This window comes from Leifsonia virtsii (assembly GCF_030433675.1).
GTDB lineage: Bacteria > Actinomycetota > Actinomycetes > Actinomycetales > Microbacteriaceae > Leifsonia > Leifsonia virtsii.
In genome coordinates this window covers 430,582-453,267 of the sequence record NZ_JAROCB010000002.1, presented here as the reverse complement: position 1 = coordinate 453,267, position 22,686 = coordinate 430,582, and the positions used below count along the sequence as shown (strand labels likewise).

20 protein-coding genes are annotated in these 22,686 nt (G+C 72.9%); 9 read left to right on the top strand and 11 right to left on the bottom strand.

The features are described from left to right. Positions 1-12 precede the first annotated feature (12 nt). Positions 13-1,176: a glycosyltransferase gene (locus P5G59_RS08155; protein WP_301217775.1), complete on the top strand. Its 1,164-nt coding sequence runs from the start codon at positions 13-15 to the stop codon at positions 1,174-1,176. Positions 1,177-1,258: 82 nt separating this feature from the next. Here P5G59_RS08155 and P5G59_RS08150 read toward each other — a convergent pair whose 3' ends face one another. The 7 genes from P5G59_RS08150 to P5G59_RS08120 form a co-directional block, all read right to left on the bottom strand. Next, positions 1,259-2,905, bottom strand: a complete 1,647-nt coding sequence (locus tag P5G59_RS08150; protein WP_301217772.1) for a polysaccharide biosynthesis tyrosine autokinase — start codon at positions 2,903-2,905, stop codon at positions 1,259-1,261. Beyond that, positions 2,905-4,278, bottom strand: a complete 1,374-nt coding sequence (locus P5G59_RS08145) for a hypothetical protein (protein ID WP_301217770.1) — start codon at positions 4,276-4,278, stop codon at positions 2,905-2,907. The genes P5G59_RS08150 and P5G59_RS08145 overlap by 1 nt, the downstream gene beginning before the upstream one ends. Before the next feature lie 7 nt (positions 4,279-4,285). After that, positions 4,286-4,984, bottom strand: a complete 699-nt coding sequence (locus tag P5G59_RS08140) for a hypothetical protein (protein ID WP_301217768.1) — start codon at positions 4,982-4,984, stop codon at positions 4,286-4,288. Then, on the bottom strand, positions 4,981-5,775 hold the full coding sequence (locus tag P5G59_RS08135) for a CDP-alcohol phosphatidyltransferase family protein (protein WP_301217766.1): 795 nt from the start codon (positions 5,773-5,775) through the stop codon (positions 4,981-4,983). The genes P5G59_RS08140 and P5G59_RS08135 overlap by 4 nt, the downstream gene beginning before the upstream one ends. Further along, on the bottom strand, positions 5,772-7,019 hold the full coding sequence (locus P5G59_RS08130) for a DUF1972 domain-containing protein (protein WP_301217764.1): 1,248 nt from the start codon (positions 7,017-7,019) through the stop codon (positions 5,772-5,774). The genes P5G59_RS08135 and P5G59_RS08130 overlap by 4 nt, the downstream gene beginning before the upstream one ends. Positions 7,020-7,212: 193 nt before the next feature. Further along, positions 7,213-7,734, bottom strand: coding sequence for an acyltransferase (locus P5G59_RS08125; RefSeq protein WP_301217761.1), 522 nt, complete (start codon positions 7,732-7,734; stop codon positions 7,213-7,215). Beyond that, a complete protein-coding gene (locus tag P5G59_RS08120; protein ID WP_301217759.1) occupies positions 7,731-8,714 on the bottom strand; it encodes a glycosyltransferase family 2 protein in 984 nt (327 codons plus the stop codon). The genes P5G59_RS08125 and P5G59_RS08120 overlap by 4 nt, the downstream gene beginning before the upstream one ends. Before the next feature lie 48 nt (positions 8,715-8,762). On the opposite strand from P5G59_RS08120, the gene P5G59_RS08115 reads away from it, so the two are divergent. Together P5G59_RS08115 and P5G59_RS08110 are read left to right on the top strand one after the other, a co-directional pair. Further along, positions 8,763-9,716 (top strand): glycosyltransferase family 2 protein, encoded by a 954-nt coding sequence (locus P5G59_RS08115; RefSeq protein WP_301217756.1) that lies wholly within the window; start codon positions 8,763-8,765, stop codon positions 9,714-9,716. Continuing rightward, complete coding sequence (locus P5G59_RS08110; RefSeq protein ID WP_301217754.1) at positions 9,713-10,447, top strand: polysaccharide deacetylase family protein; 735 nt, start codon at positions 9,713-9,715, stop codon at positions 10,445-10,447. Before P5G59_RS08115 ends, P5G59_RS08110 begins: the two co-directional genes overlap by 4 nt. On the opposite strand, the gene P5G59_RS08105 is transcribed toward P5G59_RS08110, so the two are convergent. Beyond that, a complete protein-coding gene (locus P5G59_RS08105; protein WP_301217752.1) occupies positions 10,410-11,474 on the bottom strand; it encodes a glycosyltransferase family protein in 1,065 nt (354 codons plus the stop codon). The genes P5G59_RS08110 and P5G59_RS08105 overlap by 38 nt on opposite strands. A 144-nt stretch (positions 11,475-11,618) precedes the next feature. On the opposite strand from P5G59_RS08105, the gene P5G59_RS08100 reads away from it, so the two are divergent. Genes P5G59_RS08100 through P5G59_RS08090 form a run of 3 tightly spaced genes read left to right on the top strand, consistent with a single transcriptional unit; the run spans position 11,619 to position 15,570 of the window. Continuing rightward, entirely contained in the window at positions 11,619-12,710 is a 1,092-nt protein-coding gene (locus P5G59_RS08100) for a polysaccharide pyruvyl transferase family protein (RefSeq protein ID WP_301217750.1), read from the top strand. Next, positions 12,707-14,023 carry a Coenzyme F420 hydrogenase/dehydrogenase, beta subunit C-terminal domain gene (locus P5G59_RS08095; protein WP_301217748.1) on the top strand — a complete coding sequence of 439 codons (1,317 nt, stop codon included), beginning with the start codon at positions 12,707-12,709 and terminating at the stop codon, positions 14,021-14,023. The genes P5G59_RS08100 and P5G59_RS08095 overlap by 4 nt, the downstream gene beginning before the upstream one ends. Further along, a complete protein-coding gene (locus P5G59_RS08090) occupies positions 14,020-15,570 on the top strand; it encodes a lipopolysaccharide biosynthesis protein (RefSeq protein WP_301217746.1) in 1,551 nt (516 codons plus the stop codon). The genes P5G59_RS08095 and P5G59_RS08090 overlap by 4 nt, the downstream gene beginning before the upstream one ends. A gap of 13 nt (positions 15,571-15,583) precedes the next feature. Here the strand turns inward: P5G59_RS08090 and P5G59_RS08085 are convergent, their stop codons facing one another. Continuing rightward, positions 15,584-18,247 carry a right-handed parallel beta-helix repeat-containing protein gene (locus P5G59_RS08085; protein WP_301217744.1) on the bottom strand — a complete coding sequence of 888 codons (2,664 nt, stop codon included), beginning with the start codon at positions 18,245-18,247 and terminating at the stop codon, positions 15,584-15,586. A 251-nt stretch (positions 18,248-18,498) separates the two neighbouring features. On the opposite strand from P5G59_RS08085, the gene P5G59_RS08080 reads away from it, so the two are divergent. Both P5G59_RS08080 and P5G59_RS08075 read left to right on the top strand, forming a co-directional pair. Then, positions 18,499-19,074, top strand: coding sequence for an arsenate reductase/protein-tyrosine-phosphatase family protein (locus P5G59_RS08080; protein WP_301217741.1), 576 nt, complete (start codon positions 18,499-18,501; stop codon positions 19,072-19,074). Between the two features lie 159 nt (positions 19,075-19,233). Then, on the top strand, positions 19,234-19,656 hold the full coding sequence (locus P5G59_RS08075) for an FAD synthase family protein (protein WP_175338001.1): 423 nt from the start codon (positions 19,234-19,236) through the stop codon (positions 19,654-19,656). 15 nt (positions 19,657-19,671) lie between these two features. Here P5G59_RS08075 and pip read toward each other — a convergent pair whose 3' ends face one another. Both pip and ypfJ read right to left on the bottom strand, forming a co-directional pair. After that, the gene (pip, locus tag P5G59_RS08070; protein WP_301217738.1) at positions 19,672-20,631 is read right to left on the bottom strand and encodes a prolyl aminopeptidase; all 960 of its coding nucleotides are present in this window, start codon (positions 20,629-20,631) and stop codon (positions 19,672-19,674) included. A 94-nt stretch (positions 20,632-20,725) separates the two neighbouring features. Next, positions 20,726-21,613: a KPN_02809 family neutral zinc metallopeptidase gene (gene ypfJ, locus P5G59_RS08065; protein WP_301217736.1), complete on the bottom strand. Its 888-nt coding sequence runs from the start codon at positions 21,611-21,613 to the stop codon at positions 20,726-20,728. A gap of 65 nt (positions 21,614-21,678) precedes the next feature. Here ypfJ and P5G59_RS08060 point away from each other — a divergent pair, with 65 nt between their 5' ends. Continuing rightward, complete coding sequence (locus tag P5G59_RS08060) at positions 21,679-22,668, top strand: malate dehydrogenase (protein WP_301217734.1); 990 nt, start codon at positions 21,679-21,681, stop codon at positions 22,666-22,668. Positions 22,669-22,686 lie beyond the last annotated feature (18 nt).

The window sequence follows — 22,686 nt, the reverse complement described above, 5'->3', positions numbered from 1 at the left end:
GATCATCGGAGGATGACCCAAGCCAGCCGTCGTCGACCCTCGCACACCGTCCTCGTCGCCCACCCCAGCGCGGAGCTCTACGGCTCCGACCGGGTGATGCTCGAGAGCGTGAGCGGACTGGTCGACGACGGCTGGCGCGTCGTCGTCACCGTTCCGTCCGACGGCCCGCTGCTCTCCGAGCTGCGGGCCCGCGGCGCGTCGGTCGAGCTGTGCCCGAGCCCTGTGCTCCGGAAGAACGTGCTCACCCCGCGCGGCTTCGCCCGGTTCGTCGCCACTTCCCTCTCCTCGACGGTCCACGGGATGTCGCTCCTCCGTCGCGAGCGCCCCGCACTGGTCTACGTCAACACCATCACCGTTCCGCTCTGGCCCGTGCTCGCCCGGCTGGCCGGGGTCCCGGTGCTCACGCACGTGCACGAGGGCGAGGCCAGCGCCTCGCGTCTGATGCGACGCCTCCTCGCCCTCCCCCTCTTCCTGTCGCGGACGCTGCTGGTGAACAGCCGGTTCAGCGCCGGTGTGCTCTCCACCTCGTTCGAGAGCCTCGGCCGCCGCGCGCAGGTCGTCTACAACGCCGTCCCCGGACCCTCACGCCGCACGCCGCCGCGCACCACGCTGGCCGGCCCGCTCCGGGTCACCTACATCGGCCGGCTGTCGCCGCGGAAGGGCGTCGACGTCGCGGTCGACGCCGTGGCACGGCTGCGCGACCGCGGCGTGCACGCGGAGCTCGACGTCGTCGGCTCGGTCTTCCCCGGCTACGAGTGGTACCAGGAGGAGCTCGCCTCGTCGGTCGGGTCGAAGGACCTCGACGGCAGGGTGCGGTTCCACGGCTTCCAGCCGTCGGTGTGGGACATCGTCGGCTCCGGCGACGTCGTCGTCGTGCCCTCCCGCGTCGACGAGCCGTTCGGCAACACGGCCGTGGAGGCACTGCTCGCGGCCCGTCCCGTGATCGCGAGCGCGACCAGCGGGCTCCTGGAGGCGACCGCGGGCTACCAGGCGGCCGTCACCGTCCGCCCGGACGACGCCGCGGCTCTGGCCGACGCGCTCGAGCGCACGGTCGGTGCCTGGGAGGCGACCGCCGAGGCCGTCACCGCCGACGCGGAGGAGGCCGAGCGCCGCCACAGCGTCGCGACCTACCGCTCCCGCATCGCCGCCCTCGCCCGCGCCACCGCCCGCCGCTGACCCACGCGCAGCGACTGCGGTCGTCCGTAACGTTTGCGGCTGCGCGCGCAGCCGCAAACGTTACGGGCGACCGCAGGCGGGGTCAGCGGCGCGGGGGCTTCGCGTCGGCGGCGGCCAGCTCGAGGTCGTCGTCCTCGTCCGTTTCGGCGAGGTCGTCCTCGAACTCGGCGTCGAGGGGCGCGTCGTCGACGGCGTCGATCGCGACGGCGTCCGGGTCGGCGGGCGCGGGCGCCTCGTCGTCCTCCGCCTCGGCGAGCGGCAGAGGGAGGGGTGGCGCCGACGGACGAGCCCGACGCATCGTCAGTCGGCGCCACCAGCTTTCGCGGCTCGGGGCCGCCTGGCGGTAGTAGGTGCTGGAGCTCTTCGCCGGAGCGACGCGGTTCAGCACGAGGCCGAGCGCACGGACGCCGGACTTCTCCAGCACGTCCATCGTCTGCGCCAGCTGCGAGCGCGACACCCGAGTGCGGTCGGCGACCACCAGGGCACCGTCCACAGCCCGCGCCACGATCGCCGCATCCACCACGGCCGTCATCGGCGGGGAGTCGAACACGACCACGTCGTAGTCGTGCGACACCTGGGCGATGAAGTCGGCCATCGCCCGCGACGAGAGCAGCTCGCTGGGGTTCGGCGGGATGGGCCCGCTGGTGACGACGTCCAGCCCGTTCCAGGTCTGCACGACGTCGGCGAGGGTCGCACGGCCGACAAGCACCGAGGTGAGCCCCGAGCCGCCCGGCAGGCCCGTGGCCCCGGCAAGGGTCGGGCGGCGCAGGTCCGCATCCACCAGGAGCACCCTGCGGTCGCCCTCGGTGAGGGCCAGCGCCAGGTTGAGCGAGATCAGCGACTTGCCCTCGTCCGGGATCGACGAGGTGACCACGAAGGCGAGCCGGTCGGAGTCGACGCTCACGAACTCCAGGCTCGAGCGCAGGCGCCGGTAGCCCTCCGCGGCGCTGGAGAGGGGGTCGGTGAGCAGGATGGGCCCGGGCTGCCGTCGCCGCAGTCGCTGGATCTGCGCGAGCATCGGCACGCCGGCGACGCGCGAGGCGATCTCGGCCGACCGGACGCGCGTGTCCAGCAGCTCGCGCAGCACGACGACCAGGACGCCGAGCAGGATGCCGATCACGAAGCCTGCGACCAGGTTCAGCCGGGTGTTCGGCGAGGACGGGTCCTGCGGCGTGACCGCAGGCTGGATGGTGCGCACCGACACGGTGGCGGAGCCGTTCACGCTCTTCGGCGCGATCGCCTCCACCTGCTTGCCCAGGGTCGCCGCGACCGCGTTGGCGATGTCGGCCGCCTCTGTCGGGTCGCTGTCAGTGACCGACAGCTCCAAGATGACGGTGTTCTGCGGCGTGCTGACGCTGATCGAGTCGGCGAGGTCCGCCGGCGTCCGCTCCAGGTTCAGCTGGTCGATCACCGGCTGCAGCACGAGCGCGGACTCCGCCAGCTGCGCGAACGAGAGCATCTGGTTCTGCGTGTACGTCGAGCCCTGGTTGAGGTCGTTGGCGGACCCGCCGAAGTTGAGCGAGAAGTACAGGCTCGAAGTCGCCGTGTAGACGGGCGTCGCGATCTGCGCGAGCCCCCACCCGCCGATGAGTCCCGCGAACGCGCCGATCGCGATGATGTACCAGAACCGGCGGAAGGCGGCGACGAACTGGTGCTGGCCGGGCTCTGCGCCCTTCCCCTGCTCTGCAGCGGGTCGGGTGGGCGGGGTGTGGCGGGCTGGCGCTGTCATCAGCGTGCGCTCCTTTCGCGAAGGCGTGCGGTCTCGGCGACCGGTTCCGCCACGGGGCGGAAGCGGTGCTGCGGTGCGAGGAGGGTGGCCTCGGCGGCGGTCGGTGTGAGGTGCTGGGTGGTGGCCGCGATCCCCACCGCGACCCAGAGGAAAACGGAGTACTGCGTGATCAGCGCGACGGTCGCGAGCGCGGGGATCTGCGCGACGACCGCGATGGTCGCCGGGGTCGCGCGCCGGGTCACCACGAGGACGATCCCGATCGCGAGCGCGAGGACCACGAGCAGCAGGGCGAGGAAGCCGCTGGAGAGCCCGGTCAGGATGAGCTGGCTGTCGATCGAGCGGAAGTTGCCGAAGTAGACCTGCCCGGTGGAGTCGCGGCGGGCCGAGTCGGCGACCCCGACCGGGTTCATGCTGCCGATCAGCGAGAGCAGGTCTCCGCGGTAGTCCGCGCTTCCCGTCGCCTCCGCACCGGCGTCGTCGAACACGGTGGTCACGAGCGGGAACAGCAGGGCGGCGACGGCGATGATCGAGGAGGTGAGCACGATCCGGGCGCGCCGGGAGATGGCGTCCCGCATGAACAGGATGGACAGGAGCAGACCGAGCAGCGCTCCGATCATCCCGATGCGGCTGAACGTCAGCACGGTCGCGGACAGCATCAGCAGCACCATGGCCGCACGCACGAGCAGCGGGAAGCGGGCGGCCAGGGTCAGCGGGATCGCGATGGCCAGGCTCGACCCGAGCGCGATCGAGTGCCCGAAGGCGCCCTCGGCCCTCGCGACCCCGCCGCGCTCCTGGATGGTGCCCCAGATCGAGTACATCGAGTTGTTGGCGGTGATGGCGACGAAGGGGTTCCAGTGCCCGAAGAACTCGATGAGGGTGAGGACGCTGACCACGGTGAAGGCGACGCCGACAGCACCGTAGATCCACGTCGGGTCGACGCGCAGTGCCGCGACGCGCCCGAAGACGTACCCCGCGACGAAGTAGGTGAACAGCGAGAAGGCGAAGCCGAGGGCGATCCCGGCGTTCTCGGTGATCAGCGAGGCGAGCGCGAACACGACGAGCAGGGCGACCAGGCCGTCCATCATCCCGAAGCGGTAGCTGTGCACCGGGAGCAGCGCGACGGTCGCGAGGAGCGCCATCGCCGTCACCGCGGGCAGATAGTAGTTGCCGTTGAAGCCGATGCCGAGGCCGATCCAGATCGGGACGAAGCACAGCACCGCGATCCAGACCCCGACCGCCGTGCGCGGCATCCTCCGGAGCACGAGGAAGGCCGTGACCGCCACCGCCAGCCCCGCGACGCTGACGAGCGTGCGGTCGAGCGCCGGCCCGCTGACGGGCGAGGCGGCGACGATGGCGTGGACGGCGGGGGTCACGGGTGGCTCACTTGAAGACGGTGATCGGGGTCCCGGCGGCATCCGTCACGGTGATGACGGCGGAGCCGGACTTGCCGTCCGGCACGGAGAAGACGTACACGCCGGTGCGGGTCTCCCCCGCCTTCAGCGTGCCGAGGAGCGGCTGGGCGCCGTCGGTGAGCTCGGTCGCGGGGACGGCGGAGTCGCTGCCGTAGTACGCGTTGACGGCGAGCTGCGAGAGCGCGACGTCCGAGCTTCCTGGGTTGGTCAGCTCGAGCCGCACCTTGATCGCAGGGCCCGCGACCTCGCCCGCGCGGACCGCGGTCGCCTTGGTGTCGTCGACCTGCAGCTTCGCTTTGAGGCCGCCCGCGAGGGTCGCGGTGTCGTCCTTCGCCACGACGGCCGCGACCGGGGCGCCGTACCGCTTGTCGGTCTTCGGAGCGGCGGAGCCGGAGGAGGACGACGACGACGGAGACGGCGTCGCGGCAGCCGACGGGGGCGGCGGCGAGTTCGGGTCGGGTGCCGGCAGCTGGAAGCCGGCCGGCTTGTCCTGCGCCTTCCCCGCCTCCGCGTTCTGCGCGCCGCGCACGGCGGCGAACGAGACGGCGACGGCGAGCACGGCGGCGGCGACGACGGCGCCTGCGATGAGGAGGATGCGGCGGCGCCGGTTCGCCGGCGGGCGCTGCTCCTGCTCTTCGGGGTCTTCTGAGCGATCGACCTTCGTCATCGGAGGTCTCCCTTCTGGTCGGGTCGGGCGGGAGTCCAGGACCGCAACTCACGAAACCACTTCGCGGCGGCGAGGAGCAGGAACGCCGTCGTGGCGGCGGCGATGAGCGTGTAGAGCGTGACGAACACCGGAACGGCGCCGAGCGTCACGAACGAGAGGCAGAGCACGCCGTAGTCCATCGGCAGCACGGCGATGGCGCGCAGCCAGGAGGGACGTCCGGGCGCGTCCTCGGCGAGGGGCACCGCCCCGCGGGTGCGGCGGCGCAGCTGCTCGGTGAGGATCATGCCGAAGAACAGCACCGCGGACACGATCGCGAACCCGATCGGCACGAGCAGCCACGGGACCGGGACGACCTGGAAGCGGTAGAACCCGACGGCGAGCGCGAGCGGCATCGTGGACACCTTGGTCGCGTCCACCATGTGGTCGAGCCATTCGCCGGCCGGGCTGCTGGTGCCGAGCAGTCGCGAGAGCTGACCGTCGGCGGAGTCGAACGCGTAGCCGACCAGCAGCAGCACGGCGACGATCACCCCGAGCAGCCAGGACGGCGGGAACAGGACGAGCAGCAGGATGGCGGCGAACGTCCACACCGCGCTGATCGCGGTCACCGCGTTCGGGGTGAGGCGGGCCGTGTACGCCCAGGCGGCGAGGTACCGGCCGATCCGGCGGTTCACGAACCGCGAGTACGCGGGCGCGGACCGCGCGGGCGGCTTCTGCGCGGCGCGCAGGCGGCGGAGCGCGTCGCCGAAGCCGTCGCCGCCGAGCCGGGTCGCCCCGGCGCTCTGCCCGGTCACCGGGTCACCCCCTGGGCTCCGCCGGCCTGATCGGGGAGGCCCGCGACGGGGATGCGGCCTGCCCGCTCCTCCGCCGCGTTCCTGCCCGCGGCGCCGGTGCGCTGGCGGCCGAGGGGGCGGGAGGGCTTCACCAGCTCGCGCGCGGCCAGCCGGAGGCAGAGGCGCTCGTAGCGGTCGGCCACGTCGTCCCAGTCGTACTCGGCGGCGCGGGCGGCGGCCGCGGCGCGGCGCGCGTCCAGCAGCTGCTCGTCGGCGTCCGCGGCGTCGATCGCGGCGGCGACGCCCGCGGCCTCGGAGAAGTAGGCCGCCGCGGCGCCGGCGACCTCGCGGTTGAACGAGACGTCGTACGCGATCACGGCCGTGCCCGCGCCGAGGGCCCGGAGCAGAGACGGGTTGGTGCCGCCGACCGAGTGCCCGTGCAGGTAGGTGGCGGCATTCGCGTAGAGCTGGTCGAGCAGGCGCTGGTCCCAGACCCCGCCGAGGAACCGGACGCGGTCGTCGGCGGCCTCGCGGACCCGTGCGCTGTACTCCTCGGCGTACGGCGCGGAACCGACGACGACCAGAGGCTTGGTGGAGCGGCTGCGCACGTACCCCTGGACGATCAGGTCGACGTGGTTCTCGGCCTCGAAACGGGCGACGACCAGGTGGTAGCCGTGCGGCTCGAGCCCCGCCTCGGCGAGGAGGTCGGACTCGCGGGAGACGACCGGCGCGCCGTAGGCGATCAGCTCGGTGTCTGCCGCGAACTCGTCGCGGTAGTAGTCGGCTATGCCCTGGGCGTCGGCGATGAGCGCGTCGGACCAGCGCACGGCGAGCGACTCGGCGGTCCGGTAGTAGGCCTGTCCGGTGCGGCCCCACTTGGCGCGGCGCCACTCCAGACCGTCGACGTGGGTGGCGACGGGGATGCGCGCGGCTCGCAGCACCGGCAGGTACGGCGAGTTCGCCGCGTTGAAGACGACCGCGGCGTCCGTGCGGTGGCGGAGGAGGTGCGCGACCGAGAGGCCGGTGTGGCTCAGGGTCTCGAGGCTGCGGCGGCGCATCGCGCCGCGGTGCACGAGCCGCATCCCCTCGTAGCTCTCGGGCCGCTCGGCGTCGCCGGTGCTGCGGCAGTAGACGAGGACGTCGTGGCCGCGGGCCGCGAGCCTCTTCCCCACCTCTTCGACGGCGGTCTCGAAGCCCCCGTAGCGCGCAGGCACGCCCCGCGTGCCCACGAGTGCGACGCTGATGCGTCTTCCCCCATCGCCCATTCGGATGCTCGCTCTCGTTCGCGGATTCTCGACGGCTCGGCCAACGATGTCTCCGCGCACCTCCCTCGGGCAGGAGGACGGAACGTGAAACGGGTCGCATCAGGGGTCGGGTCGCTGTTGCTGCCCACAGCTTAATACGAGAATTCCTCACCTGTCGCCCCCTCATCAGGGGGTCAAGGGGCGGGAGGGCGGCTCAGTCCCAGGCGGCCGCTTCACCGAGCCGCTTGGCCGGGTTGCCCCCGACGATCTCGCCGGGGCCGACCGGCCGGGTCACGACGGAGCCGGCGGCGACCACGGCGCCGTCGCCGATGGTCACGCCCTTGAGCACCATCGCGCCGGTGCCGATGAGCACGCGGCTGCCGATCGCGATCGGCGCGGTGTGCGGCAGCACGGCGCCGTCGGTGCGGGTGATGCGGTGGAAATCGGTGTCGAGCAGCTGCACCTCCCACGAGATGCGGGTGCCCTCGCCGATGGTCAGGCCGGACTCGACGTTGACCGTGCTGCGCGGCCCGATGGCGCTCCCGCGCGCCAGGCGCAGGGTCGCGCCCGGTCCGACCCACAGCCGTGCGCCCTTCTGGAGGTGGCTGCCGCGGGCGAGATCGTAGGTGCCGGGGCCGCCCATCCTGACTCCCGAGGCGATCCGGGCGCCCGGGTGCCCGTGGAGCACGCCCCTGGCGAGCTCGGTGTAGCGGCGCAGCCGCGTGGTGAGTCTCATCGCTTCCCCTCCGACCGCGCGCCCAGCTCGGCCTTCGCGATCCTCCGCCCGTCGCGCACCCCGCGCAGCGCCGCGCGGAGCGGGACCACGGGTCGCAGGAACTGGCGGCGTCCGCCCTGCAGCAGGATCTCCCGCGCGACGGCCGGCGAGGTCCGGAGCCAGTGCGCGAGGTCGCCGTCGTCCAGGTGCAGCGCGGCGAACAGCATCCGGTTGCGGATGTTGAAGTAGTAGTAGCCCTCCGACTTCGCGGTGGCCGCGCTGTGCGCGCCGGCCTGCTGGGTGCCGCCCTCCGCGTGCGTGACCGACACGTCGTCGAGCACGGCGAGAGCCCCGCCCGCGGCGCGCACCCGGAACGACAGGTCGACGTCCTCCCAGTACAGGAAGTACCCGTCGGCGAACCCTCCCGCGCGCTGCCACAGGTCCAGCGACAGGCACAGGCACGCGCCGCTCAGCCACGGCTCGGCGCGACGCTCGGGAGGCTGCGGCCGGCGGCGCGCGGAGGTCATCCGGCCGTCCACCAGCGAGACGTCGGAGCCGGCCGACCACACCGTCCCGTCGGGACGCAGGATGCGGGGCGCGACCATCGTCTCCGGAGAGGCGACCACCGCGTCGAACAGGGCCCGGGCCGCCTGCGGCGCGATCTCGGCGTCCGGGTTCAGCAGCAGCACGCGCTCGGCGCCCGCCTCCGCCGCCCGCGCGACGCCGAGGTTCATCCCGGCGCCGAAGCCCGGGTTGTCGGGCGGGAGCACCGCCAGCCAGCCCTCGCGTTCGCACAGCGCCACGACCGCGTCCCGCTCCTCGGGCGAGCTGAGGCTGTCCACCACCACCACGGTCAGCCCGGCCGCCGCACGCGACAGCCCGGCGAGGTTCTCCGCCAGGAGCGCGGACGACGCGTAGTTCACCACGACGACGGCCTCGCCGGCGAACCGCGGCGAGGGGTCGTCTCGGCTCGCGTGACGTGCGGGGGTGGGCTCTGGCATAGACTTCCGCTCTGACGTGAGGGGGTGGCCGTGCGACCGGAGGAACCGGTGTCAGTGACCATAGCCGTGCCGACGTTCCATCGTCCAGCCGAGCTCGGCGCGCTCCTGCCGCTTCTGCTCGCGCACGCGGACGAGGCGGGCGACGGCTTCCCCACGTCCGTGCTGATCGTGGACAACGACCCAGGCGGCAGCGGCAAGGCGGTGGTCGACGCGTTCGGCGACCCGCGGGTCCGCGCGGTGGTCGAGGCGCACCCCGGCATCTCGGCCGTGCGCAACCGGGCCCTGGCGGAGGCCGGGACACGGCTGCTCGCCTTCATCGACGACGACGAGGTGCCGCACGACGGCTGGCTCACGCGGCTCCTCGACACCTGGCTGAGCACCGACCGGCCGGCCGCCGTCTCCGGTCGCGTCGTCGCGGCCTTCAGCGGGCAGCTCGACCCGTGGCTTGCGGCGGGCTCGTTCTTCGTGCGCCGCCGCATGCCGACCGGCTCGGCCATCGACGTGGCCGCCGCCGGCAACCTCCTGCTCGACCTCGACCAGGTGCGCGCAGCCGGCGTCCGGTTCGCCGACGACCTGGGGCTGAGCGGCGGCGAGGACACCCTGTTCAGCCGCCAGCTGCACGCGCTGGGGTACCGGATGACGTGGTGCGACGAGTCCGCGATCACCGACATGGTGCCGCCGGAGCGGATGACGCGGCGCTGGGTGCTGCAGCGCGCGTGGAGCCACGGGAACTCGGCGAGCACCATCCGCATCCGCCTTGCCCGCACCCGCGGACGGGCGGCCCTCGCCCGGGTCGAGGGCGTGGCCGGCGGCGCGGCTCGCGTCGTCGGCGGGGCGCTCCGCTGGCTGCTCGGCACGCTGACCCGGTCGCTGCGTCACCAGGCCAGGGGCGCCCGCGCGATCTGGCGCGGCGGCGGCATGGTGACCGGCGCCCTCGGCGTCGTCTACCAGGAGTACGCCCGCGACGGCGATGGCGCCGGGGTCGCGGAGGCGAGCGCATGACGGCCAGGGATCTCGCCCGCGAGACCGTGCGGCGGGCGACGGCCGTGGCCGGCTCGATCGTCTCCGTGCGCACGACGGCCGACGAGTTCGTGCTCACCTACGACGACGGGCCGGTCGCCGGGACCACCGACCGGCTGCTTGACCTGCTGGCGGCGCGGGAGGCGTCCGCCACGTTCTTCGTGCTGCTCACCCGGGTGCGGCGCGACCCCGGCCTCGCCAGGGCCGTCGCCGAAAGCGGCAGCGAGGTCGCGCTGCATGGTGTGGACCACGCGGATGCGACCAGCCTCCCGCCGGACGAGTTCCGGCGGCGCATGCACGACGGCCGCCGGGAGCTCGAGGACGCGATCGGGCGCGAGGTGCGCTGGTACCGCCCGCCGTACGGGCACCTGACGCTCTCCGCCTGGCGGTCGGTCCGCGACGCCGGCCTGACCCCGGTGATCTGGAGCACCGGCGTGCGCGACGGCGCCGCCGCCCTCAGCGATGCGGAGCGGATCGCGAGCGCCGCGAGCGGGGTGCGGCGCGGCGCGATCCTGCTGGCGCACGACAACTTCGCCTCGGCGCTCGACGGCGTCGACGACGGACCGGAGCCGCAGGTGGACAGGCTCGCGCTCGCGGAGGCGGTGCTCGACCTCTACGGCGCCGCCGGGCTGCGGGCGAGATCGCTGTCGGCCGCGCTCGAGACCGGCCGGCCGGTCAAGCGGGGCGTGTTCGTCCGCGGCGCCCGCGCCTGAGCTCGATCGCACGCCGGTAGGCGGCGACGTGACGGCGGCCGGTCTCATCCCAGCTGCGCGCGTCGAGGTCCGGCCGGTCGCCCGGCTCCCGTCCGCGGACGGCGGCGAGCGCCTGCTCCAGGTGCTCCGGCCGCAGCGGGGGGTCGTAGCGCTGGACCCAGGTCTCGCCGACCTCCCGTGCCAGCAGCCGGTTCACGTCGTTGTCCGGCACGAGCACCGGCCGGTCGAGCGAGAGGCTGGACAGCGCACCGCCCGAGTTGTGCATCTCGCGGTACGGCAGCACGATCAGCTCCGACTCCGTCACCGCGGCCACCAGCTCCTCGTCGGTGAGGAACGCGAAGCGGAGGAAGATGCGGTCGTCGCCGCGCGCCTCCTCCTGAAGCTGGCCGGCGAGCTCGTCGGAGGACGGCCGGCCGGAGACGGTCAGCGTCGCGGCGGGCGCTTCTGGTGCGCGGAACGCGTCGCGGAAAGCCGCGATCAGCGCATCCACGCCCTTGTACCGACGCACCAGGCCGACGTAGGCGAGCCGGCCGGGGATCGCGGTCCGCCGCGGGTAGGGCGCGAACCAATCGCGGTAGTGGCCGTGCTCGATGGTCTCGACCGCCGACCCGTCGGGGACGGGCGTGAGCGGGTTGAGCCGGATGCGCAGCGTCGTCCAGCGGTCGATCAGGCGCAGCAGCCAGACCTCGCGCCGGCTGATCCCGCTGGGCAGGTCGAGGTTGTGCGCGGTGCGGACGATGGGGGTGCGCGTGATCCGCAGCTTGAGGACGAGGCCGAGCGTCAGGGCCTGCCTGACCAGCTTCTTCAGCGGGCTGTGGCCGGAGACGAGGATCTCGGGCCAGTGCACGTGGAAGACGTCGTACCGGGCGAGGAGGGCGCGCCGCCAGGTGAAGGTGCGCAGCTCGACGTCGGACTGGGCGGCGATCGCGTCGCGCAGCATGATCAGGTACGGGTTGGTGGTCGGGCGCGGATCGGGGAAGGACTGCTGCACGACGAGCTCGGCCACTTCTCCCCCTCCGATCGGCATGCGCTCCACTCTGGCACGGTGCGCCCGGCGGATCACGCGCCCTCAACTGGGGTCACGCGCGGGACCGCCGGTAGCTAAGATACATGAGTAAGTCTCACCTAGAGCGCCGAGCACCCTCCACCCGACCCGACCTTGGGAGCGTCGATGCGAACACTGATCCTATGGGCCGACGATGCGTCGCCCAACCTCGGCGTGCGCGCGCTCGGGGCCGGCACCGCCGCACTGCTGCGGCGCGTCGACCCGAAGGCGGACATCGTCTTCCAGAACTACGGGGTGCGCGCGCCGCAGCTCCCGATCGGCCGCCTCCGCTCGCTCGTCAAGGAGCGCGTGACCGGCACCAAGGGCATGCAGCGCTGGCTCGCCGGGTTCGACCTGATCGTCGACACGCGCTCCGGCGACAGCTTCGCCGACATCTACGGCACGCGCAGGCTGATGGTCATGTCGGCCGTCTCCGAGTTCGCGGCGCAGGCCGGCGTGCCCGTCGTTCTGGGCCCGCAGACCATCGGCCCGTTCGACACCGCGACCGGGCGTGCCGTCGCGCGGCGTAGCCTCCGCCGCGCCGACCTGGTGATGGCCCGCGACAACCAGAGCGCGAAGGCGGCGAAGGCGCTCGGCCGGCCGGTCGACGTGCTCACGACCGACGTCGTGTTCGCCCTGCCCCGGCCCGAGGTCGAGAAGAGCCGGGATGTGGTGCTCAACGTCTCCGGCCTGCTCTGGTATCCGAACCCGCACGTCGACCACGCCGAGTACCGCCGGACGGTGCACTGCCTGCTCGACGGGCTGGCCGCCGACGGCCGCGAGGTCACGCTGCTCGCCCACGTGCTCGAGTCGGACAACCCGGACTCCGACATCCACGCCATCTCCGAGCTGACCGCAGAACGCCGGGACTCCCTGGAGGTCGTCACCCCGCGCGATCTCGACGACGTGCGGCGCACGGTGGCATCGGCGAACGTGGTGCTCGGCTCCCGGATGCACGCCTGCCTCAACGCGCTCTCGACCGGCACCCCGGCGATCCCCCTGGCGTACTCCCGCAAGTTCGGCCCGCTGCTCGGCGACCTCGGCTGGACCCGGTCGGTCGACCTCCGCACCGCCGCCGACGCAGCGGGCGACGCGCTCGCGCAGGTCGCCGACGACGGCCTGGCCGACGAGGCCGCCCTCCTGCTCGGCGTGACGGAGAGCCGTCTCGCCCGCGCGACCACCGCACTCACGACCAGCGTGGAGCGCGTCGCCGCATGACCACCGACGCCCGGCCCGTGCCGACCACCGCGATCCCGAAGGAGACCGCGGCCTTGCGGGCGGCCGTCGCCCGGGTCGTCGCCTCGGGCAACTGCAGCGGCTGTGGCGCCTGCGCGCTGCTCGACCCGGGTCTGCGGATGCGGCTGGACGACGAGGGGAACCTGCGCCCGACGCCGGTCGACGACGCCGAGGAGCAGGCTGCGGCGGCGGCCGCCGCTCCGGTCGCTCCCGACGCGGTGAAGCGCTTCGAGGACGCCTGCCCCGGCGTCACGGTCCGCGCGGTGCACCCCGCGACCGGCCGCCGGCACCCGACGATGGGACCCTACCTCCGCGTGTGGATGGCGTGGGCCACCGACACCGAGGTGCGCTACCGCGGAAGCAGCGGAGGGGCGCTCACGGCCCTGGCCGCCTGGATGCTCGAGACCGGCCAGGCCAGCAGGATGGTGGGCGCCAAGGCCGACGAGACCGAGCCGCGGCGGACCGTGAGCGTCAGCATCCTGTCCCGCGAGCAGGCCGTCGCCGCCGCGGGCTCCCGCTACGCGCCGACGGCGAGCGCCGCCCTCCCGGAGGCGCTGCTGCCCGGGACCGTCATGGTCGGCAAGCCCTGCGAGGTCAGCGCCGTCCGTGCGCTCACCACCGGGCACTCGGCACGGCCGGGCGACGACGACCCCGTGCTGCTCTCCTTCTTCTGCGCAGGGACGCCGAGCCAGCACGCCACCGACCGGCTCGCCGCCGAGCTCGGCTCGCCGGCCGGAACGCCGGTGAGCGACCTCTGGTACCGCGGACGCGGGTGGCCCGGACGCTTCACCGTCGAGCGCCCGGACGGCACCTCGAGCGACGCGAGCTACGACGAGTCGTGGGGCTCGGCGCTCGGTCCTGCCGCGCAGTGGCGCTGCAAGATCTGCGCCGACGGCGTCGGCGAGAGCGCCGACATCACCGCGGCCGACTTCTGGCGCTCCGACGAGCGCGGCTACCCGGTGTTCGCGGACGGTGCGGGCCGCAGTGCGCTCATCGCGCGCACCGAGCGCGGGTACGACATCATCGTGCGAGCCGTCGAGGCCGGCGTGATCTCGGTCAGCCCGATCGAGATGGAGGACCTCGCGGCCGTGCAGCCGCTGCAGACCACGCGCCGGTCGACCCTCGCCGGGCGTCTCGCCGGCGCGACCCTCGCCGGCATGCGCGTGCCGCGCTACCGCGGCTTCGGCCTCCTCGGCCTCGCCCTCCCGCGGTTCCGCGAGGTCGTCCGGGTGGCGCGCGGCACCTTCCGCCGGGCGCGCGCCCGCCGTGCCGCCCTCGCCGGGAGGCGATCGTGACCATCCGGACACCGCGCTCCCCGGCGCACCGCGGCGAGCGCCCCAGAGAGCGTTCGCGGCACGACGAGGAGACCGGCGGTCTCCCGCACGGCGACACGAGCGGGCTCGGCGCCCGCGCAGCCCGGGGAGCGGCGGTCACCCTCGGCGCCCAGGGGGGGAAGGTCGTCGTCCAGGTCGCGTCGGTCGTCGTCCTCGCCCGGCTGCTGAGCCCGCACGACTACGGCCTGATCGCGATGGTGGTCGCGATCATCGGCGTCGGGGAGCTCTTCCGCGACTTCGGGCTCTCGTCCGCCTCCATCCAGGCGGCGACGGTCACGCGCGGGCAGCGCACCAACCTGTTCTGGGTCAACGCGGCGATCGGGGCGGTGCTCACCGCGGCCGTGTTCTCCGGGGCCGGGCTCATCGCGCTCGGCTTCGGCCAGCCCGACCTCGTGCCGATCGCGCACGCGCTCGCCTTCACCTTCCTGATCAACGGGCTCGGCACGCAGTACCGCGCCGACCTGGTGCGCCGGATGCGCTTCAGCGCGGTCGCCGCGGCCGACGTCGTCGCGCCGGCGCTCGCGCTGGCGGTCGCGATCGTCACGGCGCTGCTCGGCTGGGGCTACTGGGCCCTCGTCGCCCAGCAGCTGACCCAGGCGCTCGCCCTGCTGATCGTGCTCGTGGCCGCCGCGGGCTGGCTCCCCGGACTCCCGCGCCGCGACGCGCCCATCGGAGCCTTCATCGCCTTCGGCTGGAACATGCTCGCCTCTCAGCTGGTCAGCTACGTCAGCAACAACATCGACAATGTGCTCGTCGGCGTGAAGTTCGGCGCGGCCTCCCTCGGCGTGTACAGCCGCGCGTTCCAGCTGCTGATGACGCCACTGAACCAGGTGCGCATCCCGCTCACCACCGTCGCCCTCCCGGTGTTCTCGCGGCTGCAGGACGAGAAGGAGAGGTTCGGCGAGTGGCTCTGCCGCGGCCAGCTCGCCCTCGGCTACACGATCGTGGCCGGGCTCGCGCTCGTCGCCGGCGCGTCCGAGCCGCTGACGGCGCTCCTGCTCGGACCGCAGTGGCATGAAGCGGCGCCCATCCTGAGGTTCTTCGCCATCGCCGGCATTTTCCAGATCCTCGCCTTCGTCGGCTACTGGGCGTACGTCTCGCGCGGGCTGACGCGGGCGCTGCTGCACTACTCGCTGGTGAGCGCCGCCATCAAGATCCTCTGCATCGGCGTCGGATCCTTCTGGGGCGTGATCGGCATCGCCGTCGCCTACGCGGTCGCCCCCGCGATCTCCTGGCCGATCTCGCTCGCCTGGCTGGCGTGGAAGACCGAGGTCCCGACCGCGCGCCTCTACGCCGGGGCTGCGCGCGTGCTCTCCTGCGCCGCCGTCGCGGCGACCGCGGCCTGGGGCGCATGCACGACGGCCGCCGCCCTGGGCTCTGTGGCCCAGGTGGCGGCGGCCGTCGTGGCGCTCGCGCTTGTCTACGGGGCGGCTGTGCTGCTCATCCCTGCGATCCGGCGGGATCTGACAGGAGTGCTCGCCGCTGCGCGGCTGGTGCGCTCCCGCTGATCGTCCTCGTGCGTCAGTTCCACGCTCCGATCTGCAGCGAGCCGGCGGGCTTGCCGGTCAGCTGCGCGGCGGCGGAGGGCAGGGGCTGGGCGAGGGCCGAGGTGAGGCCGCCCACGAGCGGGAGCTGCTCGAACGCTCCGGAGAGCACGTTCTGCCCGTCGAAGGATCGCCCGGTGCGGTCCTGACCCGTCGCCGACTGGAAGTCGGAGAGCGAGGTGAAGATCGCGGGGTTGCCCGCGCCGCGCGACCAGACGATGAGCCAGTTCGGCGCGCCGGCGGAGGTCCGCTGGTAGACGTTGCCCGCGAGGGTGATGCCCATCTGCTCGGCCGAGTGCCAGTGGCTGTAGTCCTCGACGGCCAGCACCGCGTTGCCGGTGGAGTTGGCGAGCACGTTGTTCACCACGGTGATGTTGCCCGTGATCCACGTGACCGTCGGGTCCGGCAGCGACTGGCGCGGGTCGTGCCCGGCGGTGGAGAGGTTGCTCGCCCGGCGGTCGCCCTGCGTGATATTGATGTCGCGCGAGTTGCCGGTGATGGTGTTGTTGCGGATGTCCGCGCCGTTGGTGTCGCTGACGAGGATGCCGGCGATGCCGTTCTGCGCGATCACGTTGTTGGCGATCGCGAACTTCGCCGAGATCTCCGCCACGAGCCCGTTGCCCGAGTTGCCGACGATGTCGCTGTTCGCGACCGACACGTTGTAGACCGACTCGTCGAACCACAGCGCATTGCCGTCGTTGTTCAGGAAGTTGCTGCCGGCGACGGTGATGCCGCGGGCCCGGGCCACCTTGAACCCACCGGCCACGGGGGCGCGGTTGAAGTGCTCGGTGTTGTTGTGGTCGGCCAGCATCCCGGTCACCTTCAGGCGGTCGGAGTACGTCGCCTGCGCGCCGAGCATGCCGTTGCGGGCAACGGTCACGTTGGCGATGGTGCCGTCGGTGCCGCCCCAGGCGAGACCGGTGGTGGCGTTGTCCGTCACCGCGACGTTCTCGACCGTCGCGTTGTTGGCGTACACCTGCACCGCACCCATGTCGGGCACGGACGGCGAGTAGCGGCGGATGCCGATGCCCTTCAGCGCACTGCCGTCACCGAGCACGACGAACGCCTTCACGGTGTCGCTCGCGCGCAGGTCGTGGCCGGACGGGTCGGAGCCGAGCACCAGCTGGTGCGAGCCCTCGTCGACGAAGAACGTGCCCGCCGTCACGGCGGACCGCGACGAGACCTGCTTCAGCGCAACGCCGTCCAGGAACAGCTGGTCGGGGTGGGCCGCCATGGGGTACGACGGGTTGACGAACTGCCAGCCCGCGGCCGTGCCGTCGGGGGCGCCGCGCGTGTAGGTCGGGCTGTCGTCGAAGACGACGTTCCAGTTGCCCGCGACCCAGGCGGAGCCGGAGCGCGACCAGTTCGAGACCGAACGGCTGCCGTCGAACCAGACGGCCTCCTTCGGGTACGACTGGATGGTGACCTTCTTGCCGCGCGGGATCGTCACGGTCTCGTGGTACGTGCCGCCGCGGACGACGACGGTGGAGCCGGACGGCACCGCGTCGACCGCGTGCTGCACGGTCTTCCACGGAGCGGCCTCGGTGGAACGGCTCACGCCGTCGTCACCGCTCGTCGCGACGAAATAGGCGCCCGACGGGATCGCGTAGGAGGTGCTGCCGATCGGCGCGGCGCCGGTCGCCGTGCGAGCGGACGATTGGTCGATGCTCGTGTCGGCGCCCGTCGACGGGGTCGGGTCGGGCGTCGTCACGGGCGGCTGCGGAGCGGTCGTCGGCGGAGCGGGGGTGGTCGTCTGCGTCGGCGTCGGAGTCGGCGTCGGCGTCTGGGTGGGCGTCGTGACCGGGGTGGTCGGCGGGGCCGGGGTGGAAGCGTCCTGCGGCTTGAGCGCGCTGGCGCTCAGGTCGTCGAAGCGCACCTTGGCCGCGGTGGAGCTGATGGAGACGTAGCTCCACAGCCCGACCGAGCCGGCATGGCTGAGCCGGTCGATCGAGGAGTCGGCCGCCGAGACCTGCCAGTCCGGCGTGGCCGAGGAGGCGGTCCAGGCGCGGGCGCTCAGAGCGACCGTGCCGGTGCCCGTCGCGCGCAGCTCGAGGCGCACCGGCGAGCCGGCCGCGACCTTCGAGAGGACGACCTTCTCGGCGGCGACCGTCGTCTGCCGCGCGGTCGATCCGTTGACGCGGATGATCGAGAGCAGTCCGCGCTTCTGGGCGTCGACCCGGAAGGTGGCCTGGTAGTAGGCGCCTGCCGACGAGCGCACCTGGACGCCGGAGTAGACGCCGTTGCCCTTCGCGGGCAGCGCGTCGAGGACGACGGAGGCGGCGGCGTCGACATCCGACGCCGTGGCCGAGGGGAGGGTGGCGCTGAGGGAGGCGCCCGGCCGCGGGACGGCCTGGGTTCCGGAGGCGGAACCGACGGAGAACGCTGCCGCGCTGCTGACGCTGTACGCGCCGCCGAGGGAGGCGGCGCCCCAGCCGTTCGCCTGGCTGCGGTCGAAGGTGTCGGCGGCGATCTGCCGCGAGACGACATAGTTGGGGGCGGCGGACGCGCCGGCGGCGGTGACGCCGACGGCGGCTGCGGCCACCGCGGCGGTGGCCGCGAGGGCGATTCCTGCGCGCAGGCGTGCTTTCTTCGCGCCTGCCGTCCGATTGGTCTCGATACGGTGGGAGGGGTGTCGGGACATAGAGAAGTGCTATCCAAACGTCGGGTAGAACATACGGGGGCCGGCAGGTGAGACCAGTTCCTGCCGCAGGTTGAAGGAGACCCTAGCAAACGCCGGGGGGCGTCGGCCAGTCAAAATCAACCAAGCTAACAGCGGACGACCGTAGCACGCTATAGCGAGAATTACCCCCATTCGGGTGTCGGGGGGTGACGCCGGGGGTGTCGGGGGCCTCACCGGGCAAGACTCTCGGACGCATCCGACACAATTGGGGGATGACCTCCGCCGACCCGTTCCGGATCCTCGCGATCTGCACTGGGAACATCTGCCGCTCCCCCGCGATGGAGGCCATGCTCGCCGCGGAACTCGCCGACCAGCGGGCCTTCGCCGTGGAGTCCGCCGGCACCGAGGCGATGACCGGCTGGCCGGCGGAGCCCGCGATGACCCGCCTCCTCCACGCCCGCGGGCTGGAACTCGGCCGGCACCGCGCTCGTCAGGTGGACCCCGACCTCACCCGCCGCAGCGACCTCATCCTGACGGCGACCTACGCCCACCGGGAGTGGGTCGCGTCGGCCACGCCGCCCGCTGCTCGCCGCACCTTCACCCTCGCCGAGTTCGCCGAGATCGCCGGGGACGCCCCGGCGGAGCTGTCGCGGCGCGAGCTCGTCGCCTGGGCGGCGGAGCACCGCCCGCCACGGCCGATCGGCCGGGCGCGGTCCACCCGGCGCGGCGGCGCACCGGGCGACATCATCGACCCCTATGGCCGCTCGGACGCCATCTTCACGCAGTCGATCGCTCAGATCGAGCCCCTGACGAAGGCGGTGGCAGCAGCCCTGCGCGCTCGCGCCTGACGCCGCCGGGCCAGCGACTGCGGCCTCCCGGAACATCTGCGCCCGCTCGCCCCGGCGCAGACGTTCCGCGGACCCGCAGTCGCCGCCGATTCCCCTGGTGACAAATCCTCACTAATACACCAGAATAGGTGAGGATATCTCAACCAGAGGGGGAAGCCCGTGACCCGACGCGTCGGCTACGCCGCAGGGGCGTTCGATCTGTTCCACATCGGACACCTGAACATCCTCAAGCACGCCAAGAGCCAGTGCGACCACCTGATCGCGGGCGTCGTCTCCGACGAGATGCTGGAGCTGACCAAGGGCATCACCCCGGTGATCCCGCTGGCCGAGCGGCTCGAGATCGTCCGCAGCATCGAATACGTCGACGAGGCCGTCCCCGAGACACTCCCCGACAAGCTCGACACCTGGCGCGAGCTGCGGTTCGACGTGTTCTTCAAAGGCGACGACTGGCGCGGCACAGAGAAGGGCCTCCGGCTGGAGCGCGAGTTCGCGGCGGTCGGAGTCGAGGTCGTGTACTTCCCGTACACGATGACGACCTCCTCCACTCAGCTGCGGAAGGCCCTCGCCGCACTCGCCGGCTGACCCGGTCAGCCGCCCTCAGACCTCGGCGAACCGGTCCGTCGCCTCGACCAGCGCGTCCAGGATCCCGGGCTCGTCGAACGCGTGCCCGGCGTCCGGGATCATGCGCAGCTCCGCCTCCGGCAGCGCCCGGTGCAGCGCCCACGCCGTCATGGGCGGGGTGCAGGTGTCGTAGCGGCCCTGCACGATCACGGTCGGGATGCCCGCCAGCTTCGGGGCGTCCCGGATCAGCTGCCCGTCCTCGAACCAGCCGCCGTGGACGAAGAAGTGGTTCTCGATGCGCGCGAAGGCGACGGCGTGCGCCGGCTCGGTGAACGCCTCCACCAGCTCCGGCCGCGGCAGCAGGGTGATGGTGGACGACTCCCAGCGCGACCACGCCACCGCGGCCGGCAGGTGCACGGCCGGGTCGGGGTCGCCCAGCAGGCGCGAGTACGCGCGGATCAGGTGCCCGCGCTCCTCGACGGGCACCGGCTCCAGGAACCCCTCCCACAGGTCGGGGAACAGGGCCGACGCACCGCCCTCGTAGAACCAGTCCAGCTCCTCCGCCCGCAGGGTGAAGATCCCGCGCAGCACCAGCTCGGTCACGCGGTCGGGATGCGTCTGCGCATACGCGAGGGCCAGCGTGCTCCCCCACGATCCGCCGAACACCTGCCAGCGCTCGACGCCGAGGTGCTCGCGCAGCCGCTCGATGTCGGCCACCAGGTGCCAGGTGGTGTTCACCGAGAGGTCGGCCTCCGGCTCGCTGGCATGCGGGAGGCTGCGGCCGCACATCCGCTGATCGAACAGGACGATGCGGTACTTCTCGGGGTCGAACAACCGGCGGTGCGCCGGGGACGTGCCGCCGCCCGGGCCGCCGTGCAGGAAGACGACCGGCTTGCCCTCCGGGTTGCCGCTCACCTCCCAGTACAGCTGCTGGCCGTCTCCGACCTCCAGCATGCCGCTCTCGTGGGGCTCGATCTCGGGATAGAGGCTGCGCATCCCCCGAGGGTATCCGTAGGCGTGGGACGCGACACGCCGTTTCGCCCGCGCCTTCGCGGCGTGTTGCGTCCCACGGATGCGCGCGAACCCGCGGCTACAGGCTCGCGGCGGGCACCGAGAACGTGTCGCAGGCGGCGGCGCCCTGGCGGTAGCCGGTGGTGAACCAGCGCTGGCGCTGGTCCGACGAGCCGTGCGTCCAGCCCTCCGGGTTCACCCGGCCGGTCGCGGCCTTCTGGATGCGGTCATCGCCGACCGCCGCGGCCGCGCTCAGCGCGTCGGCGATCTGCGCGTCCGTGATCGGCTCGAGGAAGCGGTGCCCCTCGCCGTCGGTCGTCGTGGACGCGGCGCCGGCCCAGCTGCCCGCGAAGCAGTCTGCCTGCAGCTCGGTGCGCACGCTGTCCGAGGCCGGACCGGTCTCGCGGCTCTGGTGCTGCTCCATGATCCCGGCGAGGTTCTGGATGTGGTGACCCCACTCGTGCGCGACCACGTACATCTCCGCCAGCGGCCCGCCGCTCGACCCGAACCGCGACCGCAGCTCGTCGTAGAACCCGGTGTCGACGTACAGCGTCCGGTCGGGCGGGCAGTAGAACGGGCCGACCGCGCTCGTCGCTCCGCCGCATCCCGTGCTCGTCTGATCGGTGAACAGGACGAACTGCGGCGACGAGTAGGAGCCGCCCAGCTGCGGCAGCTCGTCGGACCAGTAGGTGTCGAGGGAGGCGGCGGCGCCCTGCATGCGGCAGTCGATGCTCGCGTTCGCCTCGGCGCCGGTCTCGCAGCTGACGGCCTGGTCGCCGGTGCCGATCTGCTGGGTGCCGCCGGCGTCGCCTCCACCGACGAGACCAGACAGGTCGACGCCGAACAGCTGGGCGATGAGGAAGACCGCGACCGCGCCGAGGCCGACGCCGCCGGCGGCGATCCCGGTCGTGCGGCCCCGGCGGCTGACCTTGCCGCGGCTGATGTCGGCATTCGGATCGAACGTCATGCCGCACACGGTACGCCCCGCGGGCGGCCTGCCCGGAGGGGTTGCGCTCGGTCTAGGCTCGCCTCGTGAGCGCATCCACCGCACCCGTGACCGTCACCGTGACCGGAGCTGGAGGGCAGATCGGCTACGCCCTGCTGTTCCGGATCGCGTCGGGGCAGCTGCTCGGGCGCGACGTGCCCGTGCGGCTGCGCCTGCTCGAGATCCCCGCGGGCCTGCGGGCGGCGGAGGGCACCGCGCTCGAACTCGAGGACGGCGCCTATCCGCTCCTCCACGGCGTGGACGTCACCGACGATGCGCGGGCCGCGTTCGACGGCGTCAACATCGCATTGCTGGTGGGAGCCCGCCCGAGAGGACCCGGGATGGAGCGCGCCGACCTGCTGGAGGCGAACGGCGCCATCTTCGGGCCGCAGGGCGAGGCGATCAACGCGGGCGCGGCCTCCGACGTCCGCGTGCTGGTCGTCGGCAACCCGGCCAACACGAACGCGCTCATCGCCAGCGCGCACGCGCCGGACGTGCCGGCCGAGCGCTTTACCGCGATGACGCGGCTCGACCACAACCGGGCCGTCGCCCAGCTGGCGCGCCACCTGCACGTTCCCGTACGCTCCGTCGACGGTGTCATCGTCTGGGGCAACCACTCGGCGACGCAGTACCCCGACCTCTCGCACGCGACGGTCGACGGACGCCCTGCCACGGAGCTGGTCGACGAGGGCTGGCTGGCCGGCGAGTACATCCCGCGGGTCGCCAAGCGCGGCGCGGAGATCATCGACGTGCGCGGCTCGTCGTCAGCCGCCTCCGCGGCGAGCGCCGCCATCGACCACGTGCACGACTGGGTGAACGGGACGGGCGAGCGCTGGACCAGCGCGGGCGTCGTCTCCGACGGCTCCTACCGCGTGCCGGAGGGACTCATCTCGTCGTTCCCGGTGCGCTCGGTCGACGGAGCCTGGCGGATCGTGCCCGGGCTGTCGATCGACGCGTTCTCGCGCGCCCGGATCGACGCCTCCGTCGCCGAGCTCGTGGCCGAGCGCGACGCGGTCCGCGCCCTCCACCTCCTCTAGCCCCCCGCGGGCCGAGAT

What these genes read in the sequence shown, in the direction of transcription:
- P5G59_RS08095 (WP_301217748.1), top strand. Translation starts at nt 12,707, where the DNA reads ATGACCACCGACGCCCGGCCCGTGCCGACCACCGCGATCCCGAAGGAG.
- P5G59_RS08130 (WP_301217764.1), bottom strand. Translation starts at nt 7,019, where the DNA reads ATGGGCGATGGGGGAAGACGCATCAGCGTCGCACTCGTGGGCACGCGG.
- P5G59_RS08120 (WP_301217759.1), bottom strand. Translation starts at nt 8,714, where the DNA reads ATGCCAGAGCCCACCCCCGCACGTCACGCGAGCCGAGACGACCCCTCG.
- pip (WP_301217738.1), bottom strand. Translation starts at nt 20,631, where the DNA reads ATGCGCAGCCTCTATCCCGAGATCGAGCCCCACGAGAGCGGCATGCTG.
- ypfJ (WP_301217736.1), bottom strand. Translation starts at nt 21,613, where the DNA reads ATGACGTTCGATCCGAATGCCGACATCAGCCGCGGCAAGGTCAGCCGC.
- P5G59_RS08085 (WP_301217744.1), bottom strand. Translation starts at nt 18,247, where the DNA reads ATGTCCCGACACCCCTCCCACCGTATCGAGACCAATCGGACGGCAGGC.
- P5G59_RS08100 (WP_301217750.1), top strand. Translation starts at nt 11,619, where the DNA reads ATGCGAACACTGATCCTATGGGCCGACGATGCGTCGCCCAACCTCGGC.
- P5G59_RS08155 (WP_301217775.1), top strand. Translation starts at nt 13, where the DNA reads ATGACCCAAGCCAGCCGTCGTCGACCCTCGCACACCGTCCTCGTCGCC.
- P5G59_RS08150 (WP_301217772.1), bottom strand. Translation starts at nt 2,905, where the DNA reads ATGACAGCGCCAGCCCGCCACACCCCGCCCACCCGACCCGCTGCAGAG.
- P5G59_RS08125 (WP_301217761.1), bottom strand. Translation starts at nt 7,734, where the DNA reads ATGAGACTCACCACGCGGCTGCGCCGCTACACCGAGCTCGCCAGGGGC.
- P5G59_RS08105 (WP_301217752.1), bottom strand. Translation starts at nt 11,474, where the DNA reads ATGCCGATCGGAGGGGGAGAAGTGGCCGAGCTCGTCGTGCAGCAGTCC.
- P5G59_RS08110 (WP_301217754.1), top strand. Translation starts at nt 9,713, where the DNA reads ATGACGGCCAGGGATCTCGCCCGCGAGACCGTGCGGCGGGCGACGGCC.
- P5G59_RS08080 (WP_301217741.1), top strand. Translation starts at nt 18,499, where the DNA reads ATGACCTCCGCCGACCCGTTCCGGATCCTCGCGATCTGCACTGGGAAC.
- P5G59_RS08140 (WP_301217768.1), bottom strand. Translation starts at nt 4,984, where the DNA reads ATGACGAAGGTCGATCGCTCAGAAGACCCCGAAGAGCAGGAGCAGCGC.